Annotated in this window: 11 protein-coding genes and 1 pseudogene; 4 read left to right on the top strand and 8 right to left on the bottom strand. The window is 69.3% G+C overall.

All coding sequences use genetic code 11. The features are described from left to right. Window positions 1-56: 56 nt before the first annotated feature. Genes AMK34_RS01610 through AMK34_RS01600 form a run of 3 tightly spaced genes read right to left on the bottom strand, consistent with a single transcriptional unit; the run spans window position 57 to window position 5,435 of the window. Window positions 57-3,095 carry a tetratricopeptide repeat protein gene (locus AMK34_RS01610; RefSeq protein ID WP_241832658.1) on the bottom strand — a complete coding sequence of 1,013 codons (3,039 nt, stop codon included), beginning with the start codon at window positions 3,093-3,095 and terminating at the stop codon, window positions 57-59. Further along, on the bottom strand, window positions 3,082-4,125 hold the full coding sequence (locus AMK34_RS01605; protein ID WP_073842431.1) for a hypothetical protein: 1,044 nt from the start codon (window positions 4,123-4,125) through the stop codon (window positions 3,082-3,084). The genes AMK34_RS01610 and AMK34_RS01605 overlap by 14 nt, the downstream gene beginning before the upstream one ends. Next, window positions 4,122-5,435: a hypothetical protein gene (locus AMK34_RS01600; RefSeq protein ID WP_073842430.1), complete on the bottom strand. Its 1,314-nt coding sequence runs from the start codon at window positions 5,433-5,435 to the stop codon at window positions 4,122-4,124. The genes AMK34_RS01605 and AMK34_RS01600 overlap by 4 nt, the downstream gene beginning before the upstream one ends. Window positions 5,436-5,552: 117 nt before the next feature. Between AMK34_RS01600 and AMK34_RS42940 the strand changes: the two genes are divergently transcribed. Then, window positions 5,553-6,248, top strand: a complete 696-nt coding sequence (locus AMK34_RS42940; RefSeq protein WP_158073270.1) for a class I SAM-dependent methyltransferase — start codon at window positions 5,553-5,555, stop codon at window positions 6,246-6,248. A gap of 208 nt (window positions 6,249-6,456) precedes the next feature. Here the strand turns inward: AMK34_RS42940 and AMK34_RS01585 are convergent. Both AMK34_RS01585 and AMK34_RS01580 read right to left on the bottom strand, forming a co-directional pair. Then, window positions 6,457-7,679, bottom strand: a pseudogene (locus tag AMK34_RS01585) (DUF222 domain-containing protein). Between the two features lie 274 nt (window positions 7,680-7,953). After that, the gene (locus tag AMK34_RS01580) at window positions 7,954-10,014 is read right to left on the bottom strand and encodes an ATP-binding protein (protein ID WP_073842429.1); all 2,061 of its coding nucleotides are present in this window, start codon (window positions 10,012-10,014) and stop codon (window positions 7,954-7,956) included. Between the two features lie 213 nt (window positions 10,015-10,227). On the opposite strand from AMK34_RS01580, the gene AMK34_RS01575 reads away from it, so the two are divergent. Further along, window positions 10,228-13,212 (top strand): family 16 glycoside hydrolase, encoded by a 2,985-nt coding sequence (locus AMK34_RS01575; protein WP_073842428.1) that lies wholly within the window; start codon window positions 10,228-10,230, stop codon window positions 13,210-13,212. A 69-nt stretch (window positions 13,213-13,281) separates the two neighbouring features. Here the strand turns inward: AMK34_RS01575 and AMK34_RS01570 are convergent, their stop codons facing one another. The 3 genes from AMK34_RS01570 to AMK34_RS01560 all read right to left on the bottom strand — a co-directional run bounded on the left by AMK34_RS01570 (window position 13,282) and on the right by AMK34_RS01560 (window position 17,247). After that, window positions 13,282-15,075, bottom strand: a complete 1,794-nt coding sequence (locus AMK34_RS01570; RefSeq protein ID WP_073842427.1) for an MSCRAMM family protein — start codon at window positions 15,073-15,075, stop codon at window positions 13,282-13,284. A 75-nt stretch (window positions 15,076-15,150) separates the two neighbouring features. Beyond that, window positions 15,151-15,897 (bottom strand): EI24 domain-containing protein, encoded by a 747-nt coding sequence (locus tag AMK34_RS01565; protein ID WP_073842426.1) that lies wholly within the window; start codon window positions 15,895-15,897, stop codon window positions 15,151-15,153. Window positions 15,898-15,906: 9 nt separating this feature from the next. Further along, window positions 15,907-17,247, bottom strand: coding sequence for an FAD-binding protein (locus AMK34_RS01560; RefSeq protein WP_073842425.1), 1,341 nt, complete (start codon window positions 17,245-17,247; stop codon window positions 15,907-15,909). Window positions 17,248-17,329: 82 nt separating this feature from the next. Here AMK34_RS01560 and AMK34_RS01555 point away from each other — a divergent pair, with 82 nt between their 5' ends. Both AMK34_RS01555 and AMK34_RS01550 read left to right on the top strand, forming a co-directional pair. Next, on the top strand, window positions 17,330-18,496 hold the full coding sequence (locus AMK34_RS01555) for an MFS transporter (RefSeq protein ID WP_241832657.1): 1,167 nt from the start codon (window positions 17,330-17,332) through the stop codon (window positions 18,494-18,496). Further along, window positions 18,493-18,909, top strand: a complete 417-nt coding sequence (locus AMK34_RS01550) for a Dabb family protein (protein WP_073842423.1) — start codon at window positions 18,493-18,495, stop codon at window positions 18,907-18,909. The genes AMK34_RS01555 and AMK34_RS01550 overlap by 4 nt, the downstream gene beginning before the upstream one ends. The last annotated feature ends 1 nt before the right edge of the window (window position 18,910 follow it).

The raw sequence follows: 18,910 nt of genomic DNA, 5'->3' as shown, positions 1-18,910 counted from the left end.
GGTGCCGCCTTTCGCCGTGTCGTTCGTGCTGGACACAGCTTCGGCGGCCCCTCCCGCTACCGAACCCAGGTTTTCCCGTCGTCGGTCGCGTCGAGGCAGGTCAGCGGCGCCCAGAAGACCGGAGAGGTCGCGGGCTCGGGCCGCTCACGCCAGCGGGCGAGCCGGGATCGCTGCCAGGCGCACAGCTCGGTGACCGGATCCTCACCGGCGAGCGCCGTGTCGACGGCGATGACCAAATCGGACATCGGGTCCGCACCGGGCACGGCGGCCGACGTCGGCAGCGCCCAGACCGTGGCGGCGACCAGACCGGCTCCGGCCGCGACGGCGGCGAGCAGTACGCCGAACGGTTCGGCGAGACCGAAATCGCTCGCGCTGGCACAGCCGACGAGCGCCACCCGCGCGGGCATGTCCATTTCGGACAGTGCGAGGTCGGCTGCGGTGAACGGCCGATGCGCACCGATCGGGGCGGCCGTGCCCGGGAGATCGGCCGCACAGGACAGATGCAGCGCGGTCTGCGCGCCGTGCTCGTCGCGGACGCGGCTGACGTGCCCGACGAACACCAGCCGCGAACAGGGCCCCGCCACGAGTTCGGCGAGCAGGCGGCGGTCGGTGTCGGTGCGGCGCACCAGATCGAGCCCGCGTTCGACGGCGGGAAGGACCGGCCCGTCGGCGAGCCGCTCGTCGAGATGGCGGATCAACGGTGACGTCGCGTCCTGTTTGCCGAGCACGGAACCCAGCTCACCGAACGCGCTCTGGCCGGGGATGCGCGGGTCGAGCAGGTAGACCGGCGGGCCGCCGGCCGAGGACGGGCGGCGCGGGATCGCGGTCGGGGCGAGCAGCGAGACGTCGGCGACGTCGAGGACGCGCTCGTCTCCGTCGAAACAGAGCCCGATCTCGTCGATTTCCAGCACACGATCGGCCCGCCGGTCGGGCAGCGCCAGCAGTCCCCACGGGACAGCGGCGAGGCTCGGCGACGGCTGGATCCGCAGGAGTGGGCGGTTTCCCCCGGCGGCGGCACGACGCAGCCGCTCGACCAGGTCGGCGGGCAGGAGGTTGAGCGCGAGCACGCGGGCCAGGCGTTGTTCCCCGGCGAAGCTCCCGAACGCGTCTTCGCCCAGTGAGCGCCGGACCGCGTCGGCCACGCTCTCGCCTTCGTGCGGTGTTGGGGACGCGGCGTCCAAGACCTGACGGGCGGTCCCGACCAGGGCGAAGTCGATGGGGTGCGTGTGGACGGTGTCGAGGTCCTCAGTGGTCCGCCAGGTGAGGAAGGTGTGCCCGGCGTCGGCGAAGCGCAGGAGGAAAGTCTCGCGCCCGGGCTTCGCGGCGGGCCAGGTCTCGACGGTGTCGGTGACCGGACGAGGCAGCCGGTATCGCTCGGCGGCGACGGCGAGCCATCGGTCCAGTTCCATGGGCGACGACGGCGACCAGCGCAGCGCGGGCGGCGGGGCGAGCCGCAGCGGAAGCGACGAAGTTACGGAACCCAGTGCCGCCAACGGAAGTCCCTCCGCGACCGGGCCCACTTCGAGGGTGGGAAGCGCGCCGGTGAGGTCCAGCGTGCGCTCCTCCGTGCCCGTGTACGCGCCGACGGCGCAGGTGCGCTCGACGAGTTCCGCCGCGAGCCTCGGCTCCTTGAGCTGGGCCAGCAACGCGAGCGCCATCCCCATCGTCGGGGCGGCGATGTCCCGCGCCCACGCCGTGCGCGCCTCCGGCGAGACGAACTCGAACCGGTACTCCGCCGCCGCGAGCGTCAGCGGGAGCAGCAGATCCAGCACCGCGGGGAGGTCTTCTCCCCGGGCGAACCCGATCGACGCCGCCACGAAATCCGTGTGCAGGAGATCCGCCCAGTCCCCCGCCGTCCGCGCCGATTCCCTCGCGCGGTTCGCGTGGTCCTCCGCCGTCGCCCAGTCGCCTTCCGCGGCCGCGCAGCGGGCCAGTGCCGTGTCCACGAGACGAAGACCCGGACCGTCGCCGTTGGCCGTCCGGATCGTTCTCGCGTGTTCGAACTGCTCTTTGGCCTGCGCGACGTCGCCCGCGTGCAGCAGCAACGTGCCCAGCGCGTGGCTCGCCTCCGCGACGTCGCCGGTCAGGCCCGCCGCCGCGAGTTCGTCGCGGGCGGTGACGATCGCGGCGACCGCGCCGGGGAAATCACCCGCGAGGGCGCGGGCCTCCGCCAGCCCGATGCCCACCTTCGCGGCCATCGGGCTCCCCGCGTGCTGAGCGGTCAGCCTCAGCAGGTCCGCCCGCGCCTCGGCGTCCTCGCCACCCGCCTGGCGGATCCGGGCACGTTCGGCCCTAACCATGGCCTGCTGGTGCACGACCCGCTCGCGGACCTCGTCGTTCTCCGCGAGCGCGTCCAACGCCGCCAAGATCTCCTCGATCGCCGTCCGCGCGCCGGCGAAATCCCCGGCCGCGATCTGCACCCGCACGTCGAAGATGCGCAGTTCCAGCTCGTCGACACCATGGACGTCGAGCAGCTCGGGCGGATAATGGTCCGGCCCCGCCTCCTTGCGGAACGCCGCCCGGCGCCGCTGCCCGGCGATCAGCTCGCGCGCCTTGACGACGTCACCTTCCTCGGTGGCCAGGGAGATGAGCACGCGCTCGGCGACCTCGCGGGAGCCTTCGATCATCCGCGCCTCGGCGTACTGTCCGAAGTGGACGATGGCGACGGCGCTCACCTTGAAGACGTTGAGCACGGCTTCGGCGCATTGCCGCGCGTTGCGCAGATCGCCCGCCGAATAGCAGAGCGTGGCAAGGTCGCTGACCGCGGCGAGTTCCAGATCCGTCCGGTCGAGCCGCTGCGCGATCTCCCGCATCCGGGCGTACTTCCGTTGCGCGTCCGCGACGTTCCGTGTGACGGCCAGTCGTTTGGCCTGGTCTTGGACCTTGGCCGCCTCCACCAGCAGCTTCCGGTACTGGCGCTCGGACAGCGAGCACGCGGGGAGTTCGCCGTACGGAGCCGGATCGAGACAGAAATGCCGTGCGACGCAACGACAGTTGTACCCGTGCGAACTCGCGGGACCCAGTTCGGGCGGAAGCGGGCGATCCGGCGGGTTCCGGGGCGGCGGCATGCCGACGAGCACGTCAGAACTCCTCATCGGCGGAAGCGGCCGCCGCCCGTTCGGCCAGCGTCCTGAGCTCGGGCGGACGGGCCCGCACGAGCGCGACCACCTCCGCCCGGTCTTCCGCCGTGGTCCCGGCGACACTCTCGTTCGCCACCCCGACGACGACGGCGATCTGTCCAGGTGGGACACGCGCCGCCAGCCGCGCCGCGGCGTCGTCCAAGTCGGTCGTGCCGCTGAACCGCCCGGCGCCCAGCTCCAGCGGCACCTCCGCGAACGGCTCGCCCTCGTGGCTCGCGAACGCGCTGATGGCCGCGTCGGCGAACGCGCCCGCGACGACGACTTCGAGCCGGGTGGCGGCCGCGGCGGCGACGATCCGCCAGCTCACCGTGTCCTCGCCGGCGTCCAGGATCCCGGGTGGGACCCGCGCCCAGTCGACGCTCGCCCGTCCGCTCGCCAGTACGCCTTCGCCGGGCGCCACCGGTTCGAGGCCCGCCGCCAATGCGTACGCGTTTTGGCTCGGTGCCGGTGTTTCCACGCGCGCCGCGACTTCGGCGCGCACGACGTCGTCCTGATCGTCGAACCAGGCGGCAAAACGGGTGCACAGTCCCCGCACGTCGTCGGCAACCGGCCCCGCCGCTGCCAGGAGGGCGCCGTCCGCGACCGCCGCGTCGAACAGTTCCGCCGGTGAGGCTTCGAAACCGTCGAGAAGCCCTTCGGCCAGGTCCTCGACGTCGGCCGTCGCGACCGCCGTTTCGAGGTCCAGCAACGCCGGGTCCAGCGACGGGACTCCGAGCGAGGGGCCGGCGGGCCACCAGCGCCGGAGCCACAACAGCAGCGCGAGCCTGCCCAATTCCGGCCGGGCGGGAAGATCCGCGTGGCCCTGGGCGAGCGCGGCGAGACTCGCTTCCGCGCCCACGAGCCGGGTCAGCCACGGTTCGGCGGCCCCGGCGTCACTGAGCTCGACGCGCATCGTGGTCGCCCTGCCCACGAGCAGATCGGCGAGGGCGAAACGGATGAGACCGCCGTCGGCCGCGACGACGGGCGTGTGCACCGGATGCGTCATGACACGGCCTCCAGATCCGGGAGGCGGGCCATGAGCGCGCGGCGCACCTTCGTCCGCAGATCCAGCGACGACGAACGGACCACACCGGTGACGAGGTCGCGGACGTCGGCGGCGTCGGCGGGCAGGTCGCCGCGGACGTCGAAACCGTGCAGCCGGACCCACAGCCTGCTGAGGAATTGCTTGGCGAACTCGCGAAGGTCGCGCAGTAGCTCGGCGTCGGGCCGCGGGGTGAGCGGTGTGGCTCCGGCCAGCGCGCGGCGGGCGTGCAGGACGTAACCCTCCCGAGCGACTTGCGCGTTGAGCCGCCGCGCGAATTCGGGGACCCCGGCGGGGGCCGCGCCGTCGAGCGGCCGCAGCGCGGGGGCGAGGACGACACCCAGCGCGAAGCACGCGGCCAGCGCGGGCAGGCCGAGCCCGAATCCGGCCGCGACCCGGGTGAGTTCGTCGTCGACGAGGTCCTCGACGGGAGGCCGCTCGTCCGGCGGAAGACGGCGCAGGGTGGCGCGCACGCGGCGTTCGACACTGCGTTCGAGGAGTTCGGCGCCGGTTTCGTCGCGCCGGTTCAGCGGCGGGACGGCGGTGCGATCTCCGCGCTGCAGACCGAGATCCGGCGCGGGCAGCCCGGAGATCTCTCGGACGATCTCGCCGAGCTCGCGTGCCCCGCCCGGCTTCCTCAGCCCGAGCCCGAGAGCGTGCCCGGCGGCCGACTCGGCGAGGGTTCGCCAAGCAGCGTCGGAAAGGTCGTCGACGAACGTCTGAAGCGCGGCGATATCTTGCGGCACAACAGTTTCGGCGGCCCAGCGGCGCTGCAACTCCGCGGTCAGCCGCGCCTCCTGTCGCGGATCCGCGAGATACGCGGTGAGCTGATCTGCTCCCGCCGAGCCGCCCTCGCCATGGAGATCCCGCAACGCCGCCGCGGCCGTCGCCGCCGCGTCGGGCCCCGGCGAGCCGAAGCCCGTCGCCAGTTCATACGCCAGCGGGAAACAGACGTCCTGCACGTTGCCCGCCGTGATCCGCAGGGCGCGGCGCTGACGTTTGAGGTGGGTGAACCACGCGGCCGTCGCGCGCAGCCTGTCCGTGTCGGCCAGCAGGAGTTCCGTCAGCTCCGCCGCCGTGACCGCGTCCAGCACCGGACGGCCGAGCCGGGGACGCGCCGCCGTGCGGATCACCAGCGGGTCGATGATCTTCTTGATCGTGCGGGTCAGTGGGCCGCCGTCGGCGGACGAGAGGACCTCGACGCCGTCGATCCGTTGCCACGCCTGCGCGAGAACGGCCGACCTCAGCCGGGATTCGCCCGATGCCGTCGTCACTCGCCCTCCCCCGCTCCGGCCGCCACTCTATCCGAGGCCGGGCCTCACCCTGATGCCCGAAAGACCCCACCGAGCAGACGACGCGAATCGACTCGCTCGTCCCTAGTCTGTCAGGTCGTGAGTGACGCCGTTCCCGTCGATTACGAGAGTGATCCCGGACGCTTCGCGGCCAATGTGCTCTCGACCGCGTGGTTCTCCTCGTGCGGTGACGTCCATCCGGAGATCGCCGCCGGCTTCGCGACCGAAGGATGTTCGCTGGTTCTGGACGTCGGAGGCGGCACCGGAGCACTTTCCCGGCTGCTGGTACGCCGGAACGTGCCGACGGTGGTGGCCGACCTCGCGTCGCACGTGTCCCACGCGCCCGGATACTCCGTCCAGGCCGATGTGACCGGCCTTCCCTTCCGCGAAGCGACCTTCGACGGCGCGGCCGCGTTGTGGATGCTTCACCATGTTCCCGACCCGGTGGAAGCGCTCACCGAGGTAAGGCGGGTCCTCTCCCCGGGCGGGCTGCTGGCCGTCTCGGCGTCGAGCCGGTGGAACGATCCCGAGCTGGCGTGGGCGCTGCCTCGCTGGGGTCGGGCGTCGAGCTTCGACGCGGAAACCGCCGAACCTCTGCTGGGCAAGGTGTTCGAGGTCGAGTCGATCCGAGCCTGGGACGCCCGGTTGGTGACACTTCCCGATCGCGCCGCGGTCGCACTGTTCCTCCGCGGCCGGGGTCTGCCCGAGTCGTCCGCGTGGCGGCTGGCCACCAAGACGGCGGTGCCTTTGTCGCTGACGAAACGGGGGCTGGTGGCGTGGGCACGGAAACGCTAGCTCGCCGGATGGGATTCGTGTCTTGAGTTCTTCTGGCCCCGGGGTGGATGAAGGGGACTTTCACCGCATCCGACGCGGGCAAAGCGCCCCTCACCGCGCTTGACGACTTACCTCTACTCGGGCAAGCCGTCCGTTGCCGCTTTTCGGCGACGGGCCGGAAGCTGAAGTCCAGCACACACCTCGCCCGTTGCCGCTTTTCGGCAACGGCTCAGAACGGTGGTGGCTCGTCGGCTGCTAGGCGGGGTCCGTGAAGCGGTGGTGGTGTGCTGTCGTAGCGCTGCCCGGTAGGCGTGGTGATCGTGAGCGTGCCGTCAGTGGCGAGGTGGTAGATCCAGCCGGGTTCGTCCTTCAACCGATGGTCGCGGCGGCAGAGGTCGATGAGGTCGGTATCGGCGGTGTGGCCGCCGTGTTGCCACGGCACCGAATGGTGATGTCGCAGGCTTGGGCGGGCCGGTGACAGCCGGGTCTTCGGCACTCACGGTCCCGCACCCGCACGAACTCGGCCAAACCCGCGCTGGGCCGGTACCGATCCCGGCCGAGATCGAGGATCTGCCCGGACAGCGGGTCGGTGATGATCCGCCGCAACACACTGTTCCCGCCGCTGGCGATCTCCCTGGCCAACGCGGCGGGGATCGTGCCATGCCCGGCCAGCTCCGCCGGATCATCATTCAGCCCCAGATAGGTGAACAAATCCATATAGAGAAACACCTCGCTGCGTTCACTCGTGCCTCCTTGGCCGCCGAGCAGCAGATCGAGGGCGACATCCGCCCGCAACTGGTCGAGAGTACGAGTCTCACCACCGGTTCTGAGAGCCCTCGCTTCACGATCGATCCGCTGATAAGCAGCAGCGACTCTCTCCACTGGCCCATCCTCGACCTCGATGGAAGCGACCCCGGTCTCACCATGCCGCAACGTCAGACGACGCCCCTCCCGATGCCGCTCAGCCCGTTTACCAGCACCCTCGGGATCGATCGTGTTCGCCGCGTGATTGGCCGCCTTCCGCACCTGATCCGGGTTCTTCTCCCCGATCCGATCCTCCAACAACGCGTCGACAGCACGAGCATCCTCATCGGACAGCCAGGCGGTGGCCGTCGCGACCTTCATCGCGCTGAACCCGGCCAGCTTCCCCTCATCCATCAGATTCAACGTGCGGGGCAGGCGGGTGGTCAGCGCGTCCGCGGCGGCGACCAGTGCACCCGCGTGATTGTCCGTGACAGACAACGCGAACGCGACCTCCTGCGCCACACTCCGCGCACCCTCACGATGACGGTTCAACTGCGCGAGCGCCCGGAACCGCACCGCCTCCAGGCGCGCGATCCCGGCCGACGCGGCCTGCGCCAACGCCACGGAATCCTTGTCGTCCAACACATTTGCGGCAGCGTTCACCGCAGCCAGCACCTCGGGATCGGTGAGGCTTTCCAAGAGCGCCACAGGCGCGGAATGTGTATCCACCCCACGAACATACGACCCACCACCGACAATTCCCGGGCCCACGAACGACAGAGGCATTGCCGATTTTCGGCAATGCCTCTGCACCACGACAGGGCCGGTATCACCAGCAAAATAACGTGAAACCAATTCCAGACGCGTCGCGCCGTCGCCGTTTTCCGACAACGAGCCGCCTCAGTGCGAGAACTGTCCGCCATGGCAACAAAAACCGGCGGCCCATCACATCTCCCGCCAATAGGCCTCCGCAGTCAAAACCCTAGCTCGCTTGAACCTCACGAAGCCGCGCGTACACCTCCGCAGCCCTCGGCGCACCGAGTTCGTTGAAGATGTTCAACGCGTCACCCCAGCAGGTCTTCGCCCACTCGGTTTCGCCTTTTCTCGCCCAGAGCTGGCCCAAGTGGTCCAGCGCCGCCGCTTCACCATAGCGATCTCCCATGTCGCGACGTAGTTCCAAGGCCCGCTTCAGCTGCCCTGCGGATTCGCCGCTCCGGTCGATCTTCTGGAAGACGAGAGCCAGTCCCACCAGCGTCTCCGCTTCGCCGTAGCGGTAACCGATCCGATGCCGGATGTCCAAGGCCTGCCGGAGGTTCTCGTAAGCCTGGTCGAATCGGCCCAGCCCATGGTTCGTGAGGCCGAGGAAATGCAGTGTCTGCGCCGCTCCCCATTCGTCACCGAGAAGCCGGAAGACCTCCAGCGCGTCCGTGTGGTGTCCGAGGGCTTCGGCGAACCGGCCCTGCTCGTGGTACGCGATCCCGAGACTGATCAGCGCCTGGCCCTGCCCCCAGGAATCATCGATCCGCCGCCGGATGGCGAGCGCCGACTCCAAATACGCCAACGCCTCTTCGAACCGGCACAGGTCCCGGTGTGCGATGCCCAGTCCGGCCAGCAGGGAAGCCTCACTGAACTGGTCGGAGCATCGTCGCGCGGCCTCCACGCCCGCTTTGTAGGTGGCGATCCAGTCGGCCCATGGTTTCCGCAAGGTGAAGAACGCCCACAGCGCGAGCGGGAGCCTGCACGCGATCGAGGACCAGTCCGCGGCCAGCGCGGCGTGCACCGACGCGACCAGATTGGCCTGCTCGGCCTCGCACCAGGCGAGCGCTTCCCCGTAGGTGCCGAATTCGAGCTTGCCGGAGACGTCCGGGGAGACTTCGAGGGCGACGCGTCTTCGCATGGGCGTGAGCACCCGGTCCGCTGAATCGGCGCAGGCGAGATACCACTCGATCAAGCGCCGGGGCGATTCCTCGCGTTCTTCGGCGGACTCCTCCGCATCGACACGTTCCTTCGCGTAGACGCGCAGCAGGTCGTGGAAACGAAATCTGTCGCGGTCGACTTCGCTCAGCAGGCACCCCGCGGTGAGCTTGTCGAGCCTGCGCCGGACATCGGCCGTGGGCGGGCCGACGAGCACGGACGCGGTGGCCACGCTGACGGTCGGTCCGGGATGCAGGCCGAGCATCCGGAAGACGCGGGCCGTGGCGGGATCCAAGGCTTGGTACGACCACGAGAACACCGGCCGCAGGGCGGACATTTCGTCGTCACCCGTTTCGAACGCGTCGAGCCTTCGTGCCTCCGACCGGAGTTCCCTGAGAAGGTCCGCCAGCCTCAGATACGGATGCGCCGCCACCCGCTCGCCGGCGATCCTCACCGCCAGTGGCAGATGCCCGCACAGATCCGCGAGTTCCCTGATCGCGCCGGGTTCGCCGTCCGCACGGCGCGCTCCGATAGCCGTCCGGAGCAGGGTCTCCGATTCGGACGGCATCAGCATGTCCAAGGTGATCCGGCGGGCACCGTTGGTCACCACGAGGCCCGACAGGCTACTGCGGCTCGTCACCAGCACGAAACAGCCGGGCGTGCTGGGCAGCAGCGGGCGTACCGCGTCCGGCGAGGTGACGTTGTCCAGGACGATGACGAACCGGCGATCGTTCAGCAACGAGCGGAAGAGCGCCGACTTCGCCTCCAGGCTTCGCGGGATCTTCTTCCCGGGAACCTCGAGCGCGCGCAGGAAACCGGCGAGAACTTCGGGAGGCGTACTGGCCGGACCCGGCGCGTAGCCGTGAAGGTCGCAGTAGAGATCGCCGTCGGGAAAACGCTCGCGCTGCGCGGACGCCCATTGCACGGCCAAGGCGGTCTTTCCCACCCCCGGCGCGCCCGCGATGATCGCGATCGCGTTGGAGCGGCCGTCCCCTCGGTCCGCGATCGCGCTGATCTTCGCCAATTCCGTTTCCCGCCCGACGAACGTCGCGGTCACCGACGGGAGCTGGTGCGGCGTCAGCGGCGAACCTTCACCGCGCCCGGGGGACTCGTCGTACCAACGATCCATACCGGGAAATCGCGCCGGGGCGGACCGTTGTCGCGAGTTCCCGCGGTTCCCACCTGAATGGCGCAGGTCGAGACGGCAAGGCAAAGACCCCGAACGCGACCGTTCGGACTAACTTTCGTCCGTTCTGTACATACTTTCGTTGACTTCGATCGAAAGTCCTCTTAGGTTCAGCGACGTCACAGAGGTGCTCCGCCGCCGACCCGAGGAGCAACGATGCTTCCGTTTGTCCGCAAGCGCTTCAACCGGTCCATCGTCGCCTCGTTGGCGCTGGTCACGGCATTGACCGGGCTGACGACAGTCCCGGCCGAAGCGGCCATCCCACCCCAGCAACCCGGTGTCACGCTCCGCACGTACGACCTCCAGCGCGAGCTCACCAAGCTCTGCGCGATCAAATCCGGCCAGACGCCCAACGTCGACAAGCTGATGCCGACGATCAACTGGACCACCACCGCCGACTTCGGGCTCGACGAGCGGTTCGTCTCCGAGGTCATCGGGAACATCAACATCGCCACCGCTGGCCAGTACGAATTCCGGCTCACCAGCGACGACGGCTCCCGGCTCCGGATCGACGGCCAGACGGTGATCAACCACGACGGCCTGCACGGGGCGACCCCGGCGACCGGATCGGTGCAGTTGAGCACCGGGTACCACGCGTTGCGGATCGACCATTTCGACAACACCAACGATCAGCAGGTCACCCTCGAATGGCGGCCGCCGGGCGCGGCGGATTTCGCGCTCGTGCCGAATTCGGTGCTCAGCACCGACGCCGACGTCGTGCGGGTGACCTCGCCCGGGCGCAAGGAATGCGAAGGCGCCACGGACTCCCCCGGTGACGGCTTGCCGCTCAACGGCGTCCACCCCGGCTTCACGCTGACGAACCTGCGTCCCGAGGGATTCCAGCCGCAGGTCACCGGCATGGACTGGCTCCCGGACGGACGGCTCGCGATCGCCACGTGGGGCGGCTCCGACAAGGTCCTCGGCGAAGTCCACCTGCTGAGCAACGTCAGCGGGAACACCGACCCGAGCAAGGTCCGCACGCAGCGCGTCGCCAGCGGGCTGAAGGAACCGATGGGCGTCAAGTACGTCGACGGCAAGCTGTACGTCTCGGAGAAGACGCGGCTCGTCGAACTGAACGACACCAACGGCGACGGCGTGACCGACGACTACCGCACGGTCGCCACCTGGCCGTTCGGCGGCAACTTCCACGAGTTCGCGTTCGGCCTGCTGTACAAGGACGGCTACTTCTACGCCAACCTTTCCGTCTCCATCAACTACGGCGGCGCCACGACCGACCCGCAGCCCGCGCCCAACCGCGGCACGACGATCAAGGTGAACAAGGCCACCGGCCAGGTCTCCTACATCGCCGGCGGGCTGCGTACCCCGCACGGCATCGGCTGGGGACCGGAAGGCGACGTCTTCGTCACCGACAACCAGGGCGGCTGGCTTCCCGCGAACAAACTCGTCCGGGTCAAGCAGGACCGCTTCTTCAACCACTACACCAATCCTGCGGGCCCGTTCGACGCGAAGCCGGTGACCGCGCCCGTGTTGTGGTTGCCGCACAACGAGATCGCGAACTCGCCGAGCAACATGGTCATGCTGCCGACGGGCCCGTTCGCCGGGCAGATGGTGTACGGCGACGTGACCTACGGCGGGCTGCAGCGAGCTTTCCTGGAGAAGGTCAACGGCGAGTACCAGGGTGCGGTCTTCCGCATGACCCAGGGCCTCGAGTCGGGTGTCAGCCGGATCAGCCTCGGCCCCGACGGCGCGATCTACACCGGCGGGATCGACGGCGGCGGGAACTGGGGACAGCCCGGCAAACTCGCCTACGGCCTCCAAAAGGTGACACCCAACGGCACGAACGCCTTCGACATCCGGGCGATGCGGGCCGTCGCGGGCGGATTCGAGCTGGAGTACACCCAGCCGCTGTCGGCCGGGACCGCGCAGGACCTCGCGGCGAAGTACCAGGCACAGCAATGGCGCTACCAGCCCACACCGGCCTACGGCGGGCCGAAGATCGACGAGCAGACGTTGTCCGTCACGTCCGCGAGCCTGTCGGCCGACCGCAAGAAGGTCACGCTGCAGGTGGCGGGGCTGAAGGCCGGGCACGTGGTGCACCTGCGCTCACCGCGTCCGTTCGCGGCGGAGTCCGGTGCGGCGCTGTGGAGCACGGAAGCCTGGTACACGCTCAACTCCCTGGTCGGCGGCCCGCCGGCGAGCACGACGTACGAGGCGGAGCGGGCCGCGCTGAGCGGTGGCGCGGGGACGAACACGAACCACGCCGGCTACACGGGCACCGGTTTCGTCGACGGCTACTGGAACCAGGGCGCCGCGACGACGTTCACCGTGAACGCGCCGAAGTCCGGTGCCTACAACGCGGCCTTGCGCTACTCGAACGGCCCGGATCCGGCGCCGGGGACCAAATCGGTGACCGTCTACGTCAACGGGACGAAGGTGAAACAGGTCAGGCTCGCGAGCACCGGCAACTGGGACACCTGGAACACCCAGCCCGAGACGCTCAACCTCAAAGCCGGAGCGAACACGATCTCCTATCGCTACGACACGGGCGACGCGGGCAACGTCAACCTCGACAGTCTCACGCTGACCGAATCCCGGCGCATCTCGTTGTTCAAGGGCACCGATCTGAACGCGTGGGAGAAGCGCGTGGGCGGCGCGGCGACCTGGCCGGTGTCCGGCGGCGCGATGGAGTCGAACGGCGGGGACATCCGTACGAAGCAGCAGTTCGGCGATTTCCGGCTGCACGTCGAATGGAACGAGCCGAACTATCCGCCGGAGGTCACCGGACAGCAAAGGGGCAACAGCGGCGTCTACCTCCAGGAACGCTATGAACTGCAGGTGCTCGAATCCTTCGGGGACACCACGCTCGCCAACAATGAGGCGGGCGCGATCTACTCGAAGAAGGCGCCAGACCGGAACATGGCGACGGCACCAGGAACCTGGCAGACCTACGACGTCACCTTCCGTGCCGCCCGGTTCGACGGTGCCGGGAACAAGACCGACAACGCCCGCGTGACCGTGGTGTGGAACGGCGTCGTGGTCCACAACGACGTGGCGATCGACGGCGGTACGGGCGACAGCATCCCGGAAAGCGCGGCACCGGGCGCGATCCGCTTGCAGGACCACGGGGATCCCGGTGAGAACCCGCGGTTCCGCAACATCTGGATCGAGCCCATCGGCTGATTCCGGAGCTGTCCGTGAAGGCCTCCTTGAAGGACCCAGGGTCCCTCAAGGAGGCCTTCACGGACTTTGTCAGCGGCGGCAGGGGCGGAGGTCCACTCCTCCCGTGGTCTGCCCGGCGGTGACGGGAATCGGTGTGGCGGAAGCGAAATCGGCCGCGTCTCGGTACCAGCAGTCGGCATCGGTGTAGTGCTTGATCTTGACGTTCTGCGTGGTGAGACCGTTGACGGTGTACTGCCCGTTCGAATCCGGCGTGGCCCAGTCCACGATGTCGCCGGTGCGCGCGCCGAAGGCGTAGACGTAGCCGAACGTCGGCTTGCCGTCCTTGTCGAGGATCCGTCCGCTGATCGCGCCGTTCGGCACCAGCGCGGCGTTCTCGGTCACGGTCGCGCCGGGCCGCACCCGCACCGGACGGGCGGCGAACCGGTCCGCGCCGCCTCCCGACCACTGCCACGCGTAGTCGCCCCGCGAGGACGCGAATTCGAGCGGCCACTTGTACGGCCCGAGGCCCTTGATCGTGTAGACCCCGCCGTTCCGGCTGCAGTTCACGTCGAAGCGGAAGCCGATCCGGGGGTCGACCGCGTACGGGTAGACGCAGACGCCGTTCACCGGCGCCGCCGTGGCGCGATCGGTGACCTTGCCGGTGATCGTGCCGGCGGGATCCATCTTGATGTCCGCGGTCGGGACGGCCTTGCCGAGTTCGGCGGTGACCGTGCGGGCCTGGCCGATGTCGCCGGTGCCGCCGTCCGGCCCGGCCCACTGGATGCCGTAGCGCTCGTCGAGCGGCTTGACCAGCAGCTTGTACGCGCCGGGGTCGATCGGCCCGATCACCAGTTTCCCGTCCGCGTCACTGCAGTAGTACTGATAGTCCGCGTCGAGGACGCCGACGATCGGGAGGGCGTAGGTGTCGACGCAGATCCGCTCCAGCGGCGCCTTGGTCTTCGCGTCCCGCACGGTGGCCACGATCGACGCGGCGGGCTTCATCGGCGCCCCGAATTCGGTGGTCTGGCCGGGGGTCAGATGGACCTGCTGCCCGTTGACCGGGTAATGCGTACCGTCCGGGCCCCAAACGCTCAGTGTGTAGTAGTCGAACGGCGGCACGTCCTCGTACAGCATGACCCCGTCGGCGCCCGCGCATTTCCGCAGTTCCGGCGGACGCGGCCGGTTGAGCTGCGAGCACGCGCCCGCGACGGGCGCGCCGGTCTTCTCGTCGGTCGCGACCACCCGGAGCTTTCCGTACGGCACCATGGCCTCGTCGACGACGGCGACCTGGCCTTCCTCGGCCGCGAAGGTGTCCGCTTCCGGGAAGCTCGACTTCTGCCGGATCCATTGCGTGCGATCGCCGTAGGTGATCGCCATCGTGTAGGTGTCCGCCTTGACACCGCTGAACGAATACGTGCCGTCCGGCGCGGTGAGGACCGTCGACCACCACCGTTGGTTCTGATCGGTGAGGCTCACCGAGGCACCCGCGGCGGGCCTTCCCTCGGCGGTGATCTGCCCGCGGACCGTGGCCGTGCCCTGCCGCAACGAGAAGTCCAGGCCGTGCGGCAGGTCCAGTACCTCGGCGGCGAGTGCGCTTCCCTTGTTGTACGCCCAAAGCTCGGCGTATCCGGCGGCGGTCGCGCGTGCCTTGTACTTGCCGGGTACGACGCCCGCGATCTCGTAGCGGCCGTCCGCGCCCGCGCACCCCGACCCCGTCTCCTTCAGGTCGAGATCGAACAGCGTCACACATGCCCCGGCCACCGGCTCACCGGAGTCGGCGGCCTTGACCACCCCGGCCACGATCCCCTCGTCGGCCATCGCCGGACCGGTCGTCAGCAGCGCGACGATCGGGATGGCGGCGGCCAGGAACAACGCTCTCTTCATCGGAAGCTCCCCTCAGTGTCGCGCCAACGATGGCGCCGGGGAGCCGCCGGTGTCTGCGTCATCTGACACAGACCTCTAGGCTATGTCGTCCGCCAGGACCTCGCGCGCGACGAGCACACCGCCGACGAAACCGACCGGCATCACGATCAGCGCGGCGAACGGGATCAGGCACAGCAGTGACACGGGAAGCCCCAGCCCGAGGGCCAGCGCACGGTGCCGCCGCAGCAGCAGCCGGCGCTGCTTCAGGCCCATCCCGCGCCGGTAGAACGGCACGGCGATCAGTTCCAGCGCCAGGAACCACGCCGTCACCAGGGCCAGCAGGACCGGCACCACGGTCTGCCCCACCACGGGGATGAAGCCCGCGATCAGCAGCGGGATCGTGAACAGGAGCGAACGCAGCACCAGGGCCAGGCCGTCCTTCAGGCCCATCACCAGCAACCGCCACCCCGACAGGTCCACCGCGCCGGGCACGCCGCCGAGATCGTCCTCGACCTTCTCCGCGATGTGCTCGTAGAACGGCCCTCCGACGGCGATGGTGATCGCCGTGAAGCCGATCATGGCGATCGCCAGCACCGCCCCGAACACCGCGACGCCGACCGCCACCCGGATCGTCGTCCGCCAGCCCGCCGACCAGTCGTCGGCGAACGGCGTGATCAGCAGCGAGAGATCGTCGATCCAGAACGCCAGTGCGACGATCCCGCCGATCAGCAGCACCGTGGTCAGCAACGCGGGCAGCGCGCCGATCAGCAGCAGTCTCGGCGACCGCGCCAGGATGCCGAGGCCTCGCCCGAACATCCGGATACCCTTGAAGAAGTCCCGCACCGGACATTTCTACCAGTGCAGGCGCTGGCCGGGGTTGAGCAGGTTCCCCGGCGCGTACCGGGCCTTGGCGTCGGCGAGTTTCGGCCAGGCGTCGCCGAAGTGCGCGCGCCAGTCCTCTGTGGACATCGGCAGCGCGTTCGACGGATAGACCTTTCCGCCGAGGGCGCGTGCCTTCCGGTAGAGGTCCACATTGAGCTCCAGCAGGCGCACGTTGTGCGGCGGATCCTCGGGAGAACCGACGCGCAGCGGGGAGAAGAGCCAGGACAGCTCACCCGGCGGCACGCTGAACAGCGCGGTCTTCAAGCGGTCGTTCCGCACCGGGTAAAGGAGGATCAGCCCGGTGGCCCCCAGTTCGGATTCGCCGGTGGCGGCGAGGGTTTCGGCGACGAACCGCTCGACCGTGTCGTCGGTGAGGAACACGTTCAGCCACGGATGCGGACGGAACCAGCTTCCCATCGCCCGGAGCGCCGCCTCCCCGTCGGCCATCCGGTTCAGGAAGTCGAAGTACGCCGTGTCCTCGTCTTCGGACTCGTCGAATTCGAGCGAGTCCAGCAACGCGGACTCGTCCGGTTCGGCGGGCGGCGTGTGGTAGGCGACCGCCTCCAGCATGTACCGCCAGCCGTCCTCGACGGGGATCAGCTGCCCCTCCACGTAGTCGAAACGACCGTCGCGGACCACGGCGCGTTGATCGGCCAGGAACGCCGGAAGCGTGTCGTAGTAGAGCTTCCACCGGCGGACCCGCGCCGGGGCCGGGGTCAGCCGCAGCGTCACGCGGGTGATCACGCCGCATTGCCCGAGACCGGCGAGCACGGCATCGAACAGGTCCGCGTTCGTTTCGCGGGAACAGGTGAGCACCTCGCCGGTGCCGGTGACGACCTCCAGTTCCACCACGCCATCGGTCTGCGTGCCATGGTGGTGGGTCGCTCCCCCGATCCCGCCGACCACCAGCGTGCCCGCGACGGTCAGTTCGAGATAGTCCGTGAGCACCGGCGGTGCCAGCCCGTGCGGCAACGTCGTTTCCAGTACCTCCCGCCAGCGGGCACCTGCGTCCACCGACACCAGATCACCGGTGACCACGCGACGCGGCGGCAGTGAAGTCATGTCCAGCACGATGCCGCCCTCGACCTGCCCCTGCCCGTACGGCGAATGCCCGGCGCCGCGGGCGGCGACCGGAAGGCCTCGCGCGGCGGCGAACCTGAGCACGACGGCGACGTCGGTCACCGAAGCGGGCCGCACCACCAGGCCCGGCCTCGCGTGGATCAGCTTCCCCCAGTCCTGGCCGGCGACGGACAAGGCGGCATCTCCGGTGAGGATCTCTCCGGCGATGGCGGGCAGGATCTCGTCGGTCATGCCTCGCACGCTACCGAGCGCGGCCGGACATAGGCGATTTTCACCGACGCGAATGCCGGTGTCCCGCTGCGAAATTGGTGGCGTGACGGACACTTTGGCACCGACGCGGCGGGCTCGTGGCACCGTGCTGGCCGCCGCGCCCCTGACCATCATGGCGGCGGCGATCATCGCGCCCAGCCTGCCCGCGATGCGGGAGGACTTCGCCGATACGCCCGGTTCGGGTCTTCTCGTCCGGTTGGCGCTGACCGTGACCTCGCTCGCGATCGCGATCAGCGCGCCCCTCTCCGGGATCGTCGCGGACCGCGTCGGACGCCGTCCACTGCTCTTGACGGGTCTGGGGCTCTACGCGGTTTCCGGTACGGCCGGGTTCTTCGTGGACGACCTCTACCTGCTGCTGATCACCCGGGCGGGGCTCGGACTGGCCGTCGGCGGAATCATGACCGCGGTCAGCACGCTGATCACCGACTGGTTCACCGGCGAACGCCGCGCCTCCTTCCTCGGTCTGCAGCAGGCTTTCGCGAGCCTGGGCGGCGTCGTCTTCCTGCCACTGGCCGGTTTGCTGGCCACCGTGAGCTGGCATGCGCCGTTCTGGATCTACTCGGTTTCGGCGATCGTGGCGGTCTTCGCGATCGTGTCCCTGCGCGAACCGGAACGGAACAGCCCCGCGGTCGGTGGAGGCGGTCGGCTGCCCGCCCGCGTCGTCGGGGTCTACGTCCTGGCGTTGGTGGTGACGCTGGTCTTCTACATGGCGCCGACCCAGTTGCCGTTCCTGTTGCAGGGCTTCGGCAGCGGGCCCGTCGTCGTCGGTGCCGTGGTCGCCGGGAGCACCTTGACCGGCGTCGTCGGCGCGCTGACCTTCCCGCGGCTGCGTCGGCGGCTGGGCCCCACCGCGATCACCACCGTCAGTGTCGCGCTCATGGGCGCGGGCTGGCTGGTGATCGGGACCGCGGGCACCGTCGCCCAAGTCGTGACGGGACTGCTCGCGGGCGGGCTCGGCGTCGGCTTCGTCGTCCCGAACCTCAACCTGCTCCTGGCCGAGTCCGCCGATCCCGCGCGGCGCGGCCGGGTGCTCAGCGGCCTGGTCACCGGGATCTTCCTCGGCCAGTTCCTGTCCCCGCTCGTCGTCCAACCCCTCGTCCAAGGCATCGGCATCGCCGACGCGTTCACCTGGACCGGCATCGCCTTGGGTGCCGGAGCGGCACTCGCCGCCCTTCTCTCGAACCGGAACAACGGAAAGGAAGCACGATGATCTACCACGGCAACCGTTTCACCCTGCGGTCCGACGCCTCGCCGGAGCAGGTCGAGGAGGCCTTGGAGAGCCTCCGGAATCAGGGCCGGGTCATCCCGGCGGTGAAGTCCTTCGTCGTCGGCCGCGATTTCGGCGGCGACTACGAATGGGGTGCCGTCTTCGCGATCGAAGACCTCGACGGGTACTGGGAGTACCTCATGCATCCGGCGCACCGGAACACCGACCGGGTCGGGCTCCCGCTGGTCGACCGGTTCGCGTCCTTCGACGTCACCGACGACCCGGATCCGGAGATGGGCGCGAAGATCGCCGAACTGCACCAGCGCCGTTACGACAACGACGCCGAGCTGACCGAGCTGATCTCCGGCCTCGGCGAGTATTCCGGCAGCGCCGCGCCGGGAAAGCACGGAGCCTGAC

The sequence above is a fragment of the Amycolatopsis sp. CB00013 genome (assembly GCF_001905755.1).
Lineage (GTDB): Bacteria > Actinomycetota > Actinomycetes > Mycobacteriales > Pseudonocardiaceae > Amycolatopsis > Amycolatopsis japonica.
Note: the sequence above shows the minus strand (reverse complement) of the source record. Positions and strands in the feature narration are given on the sequence as shown.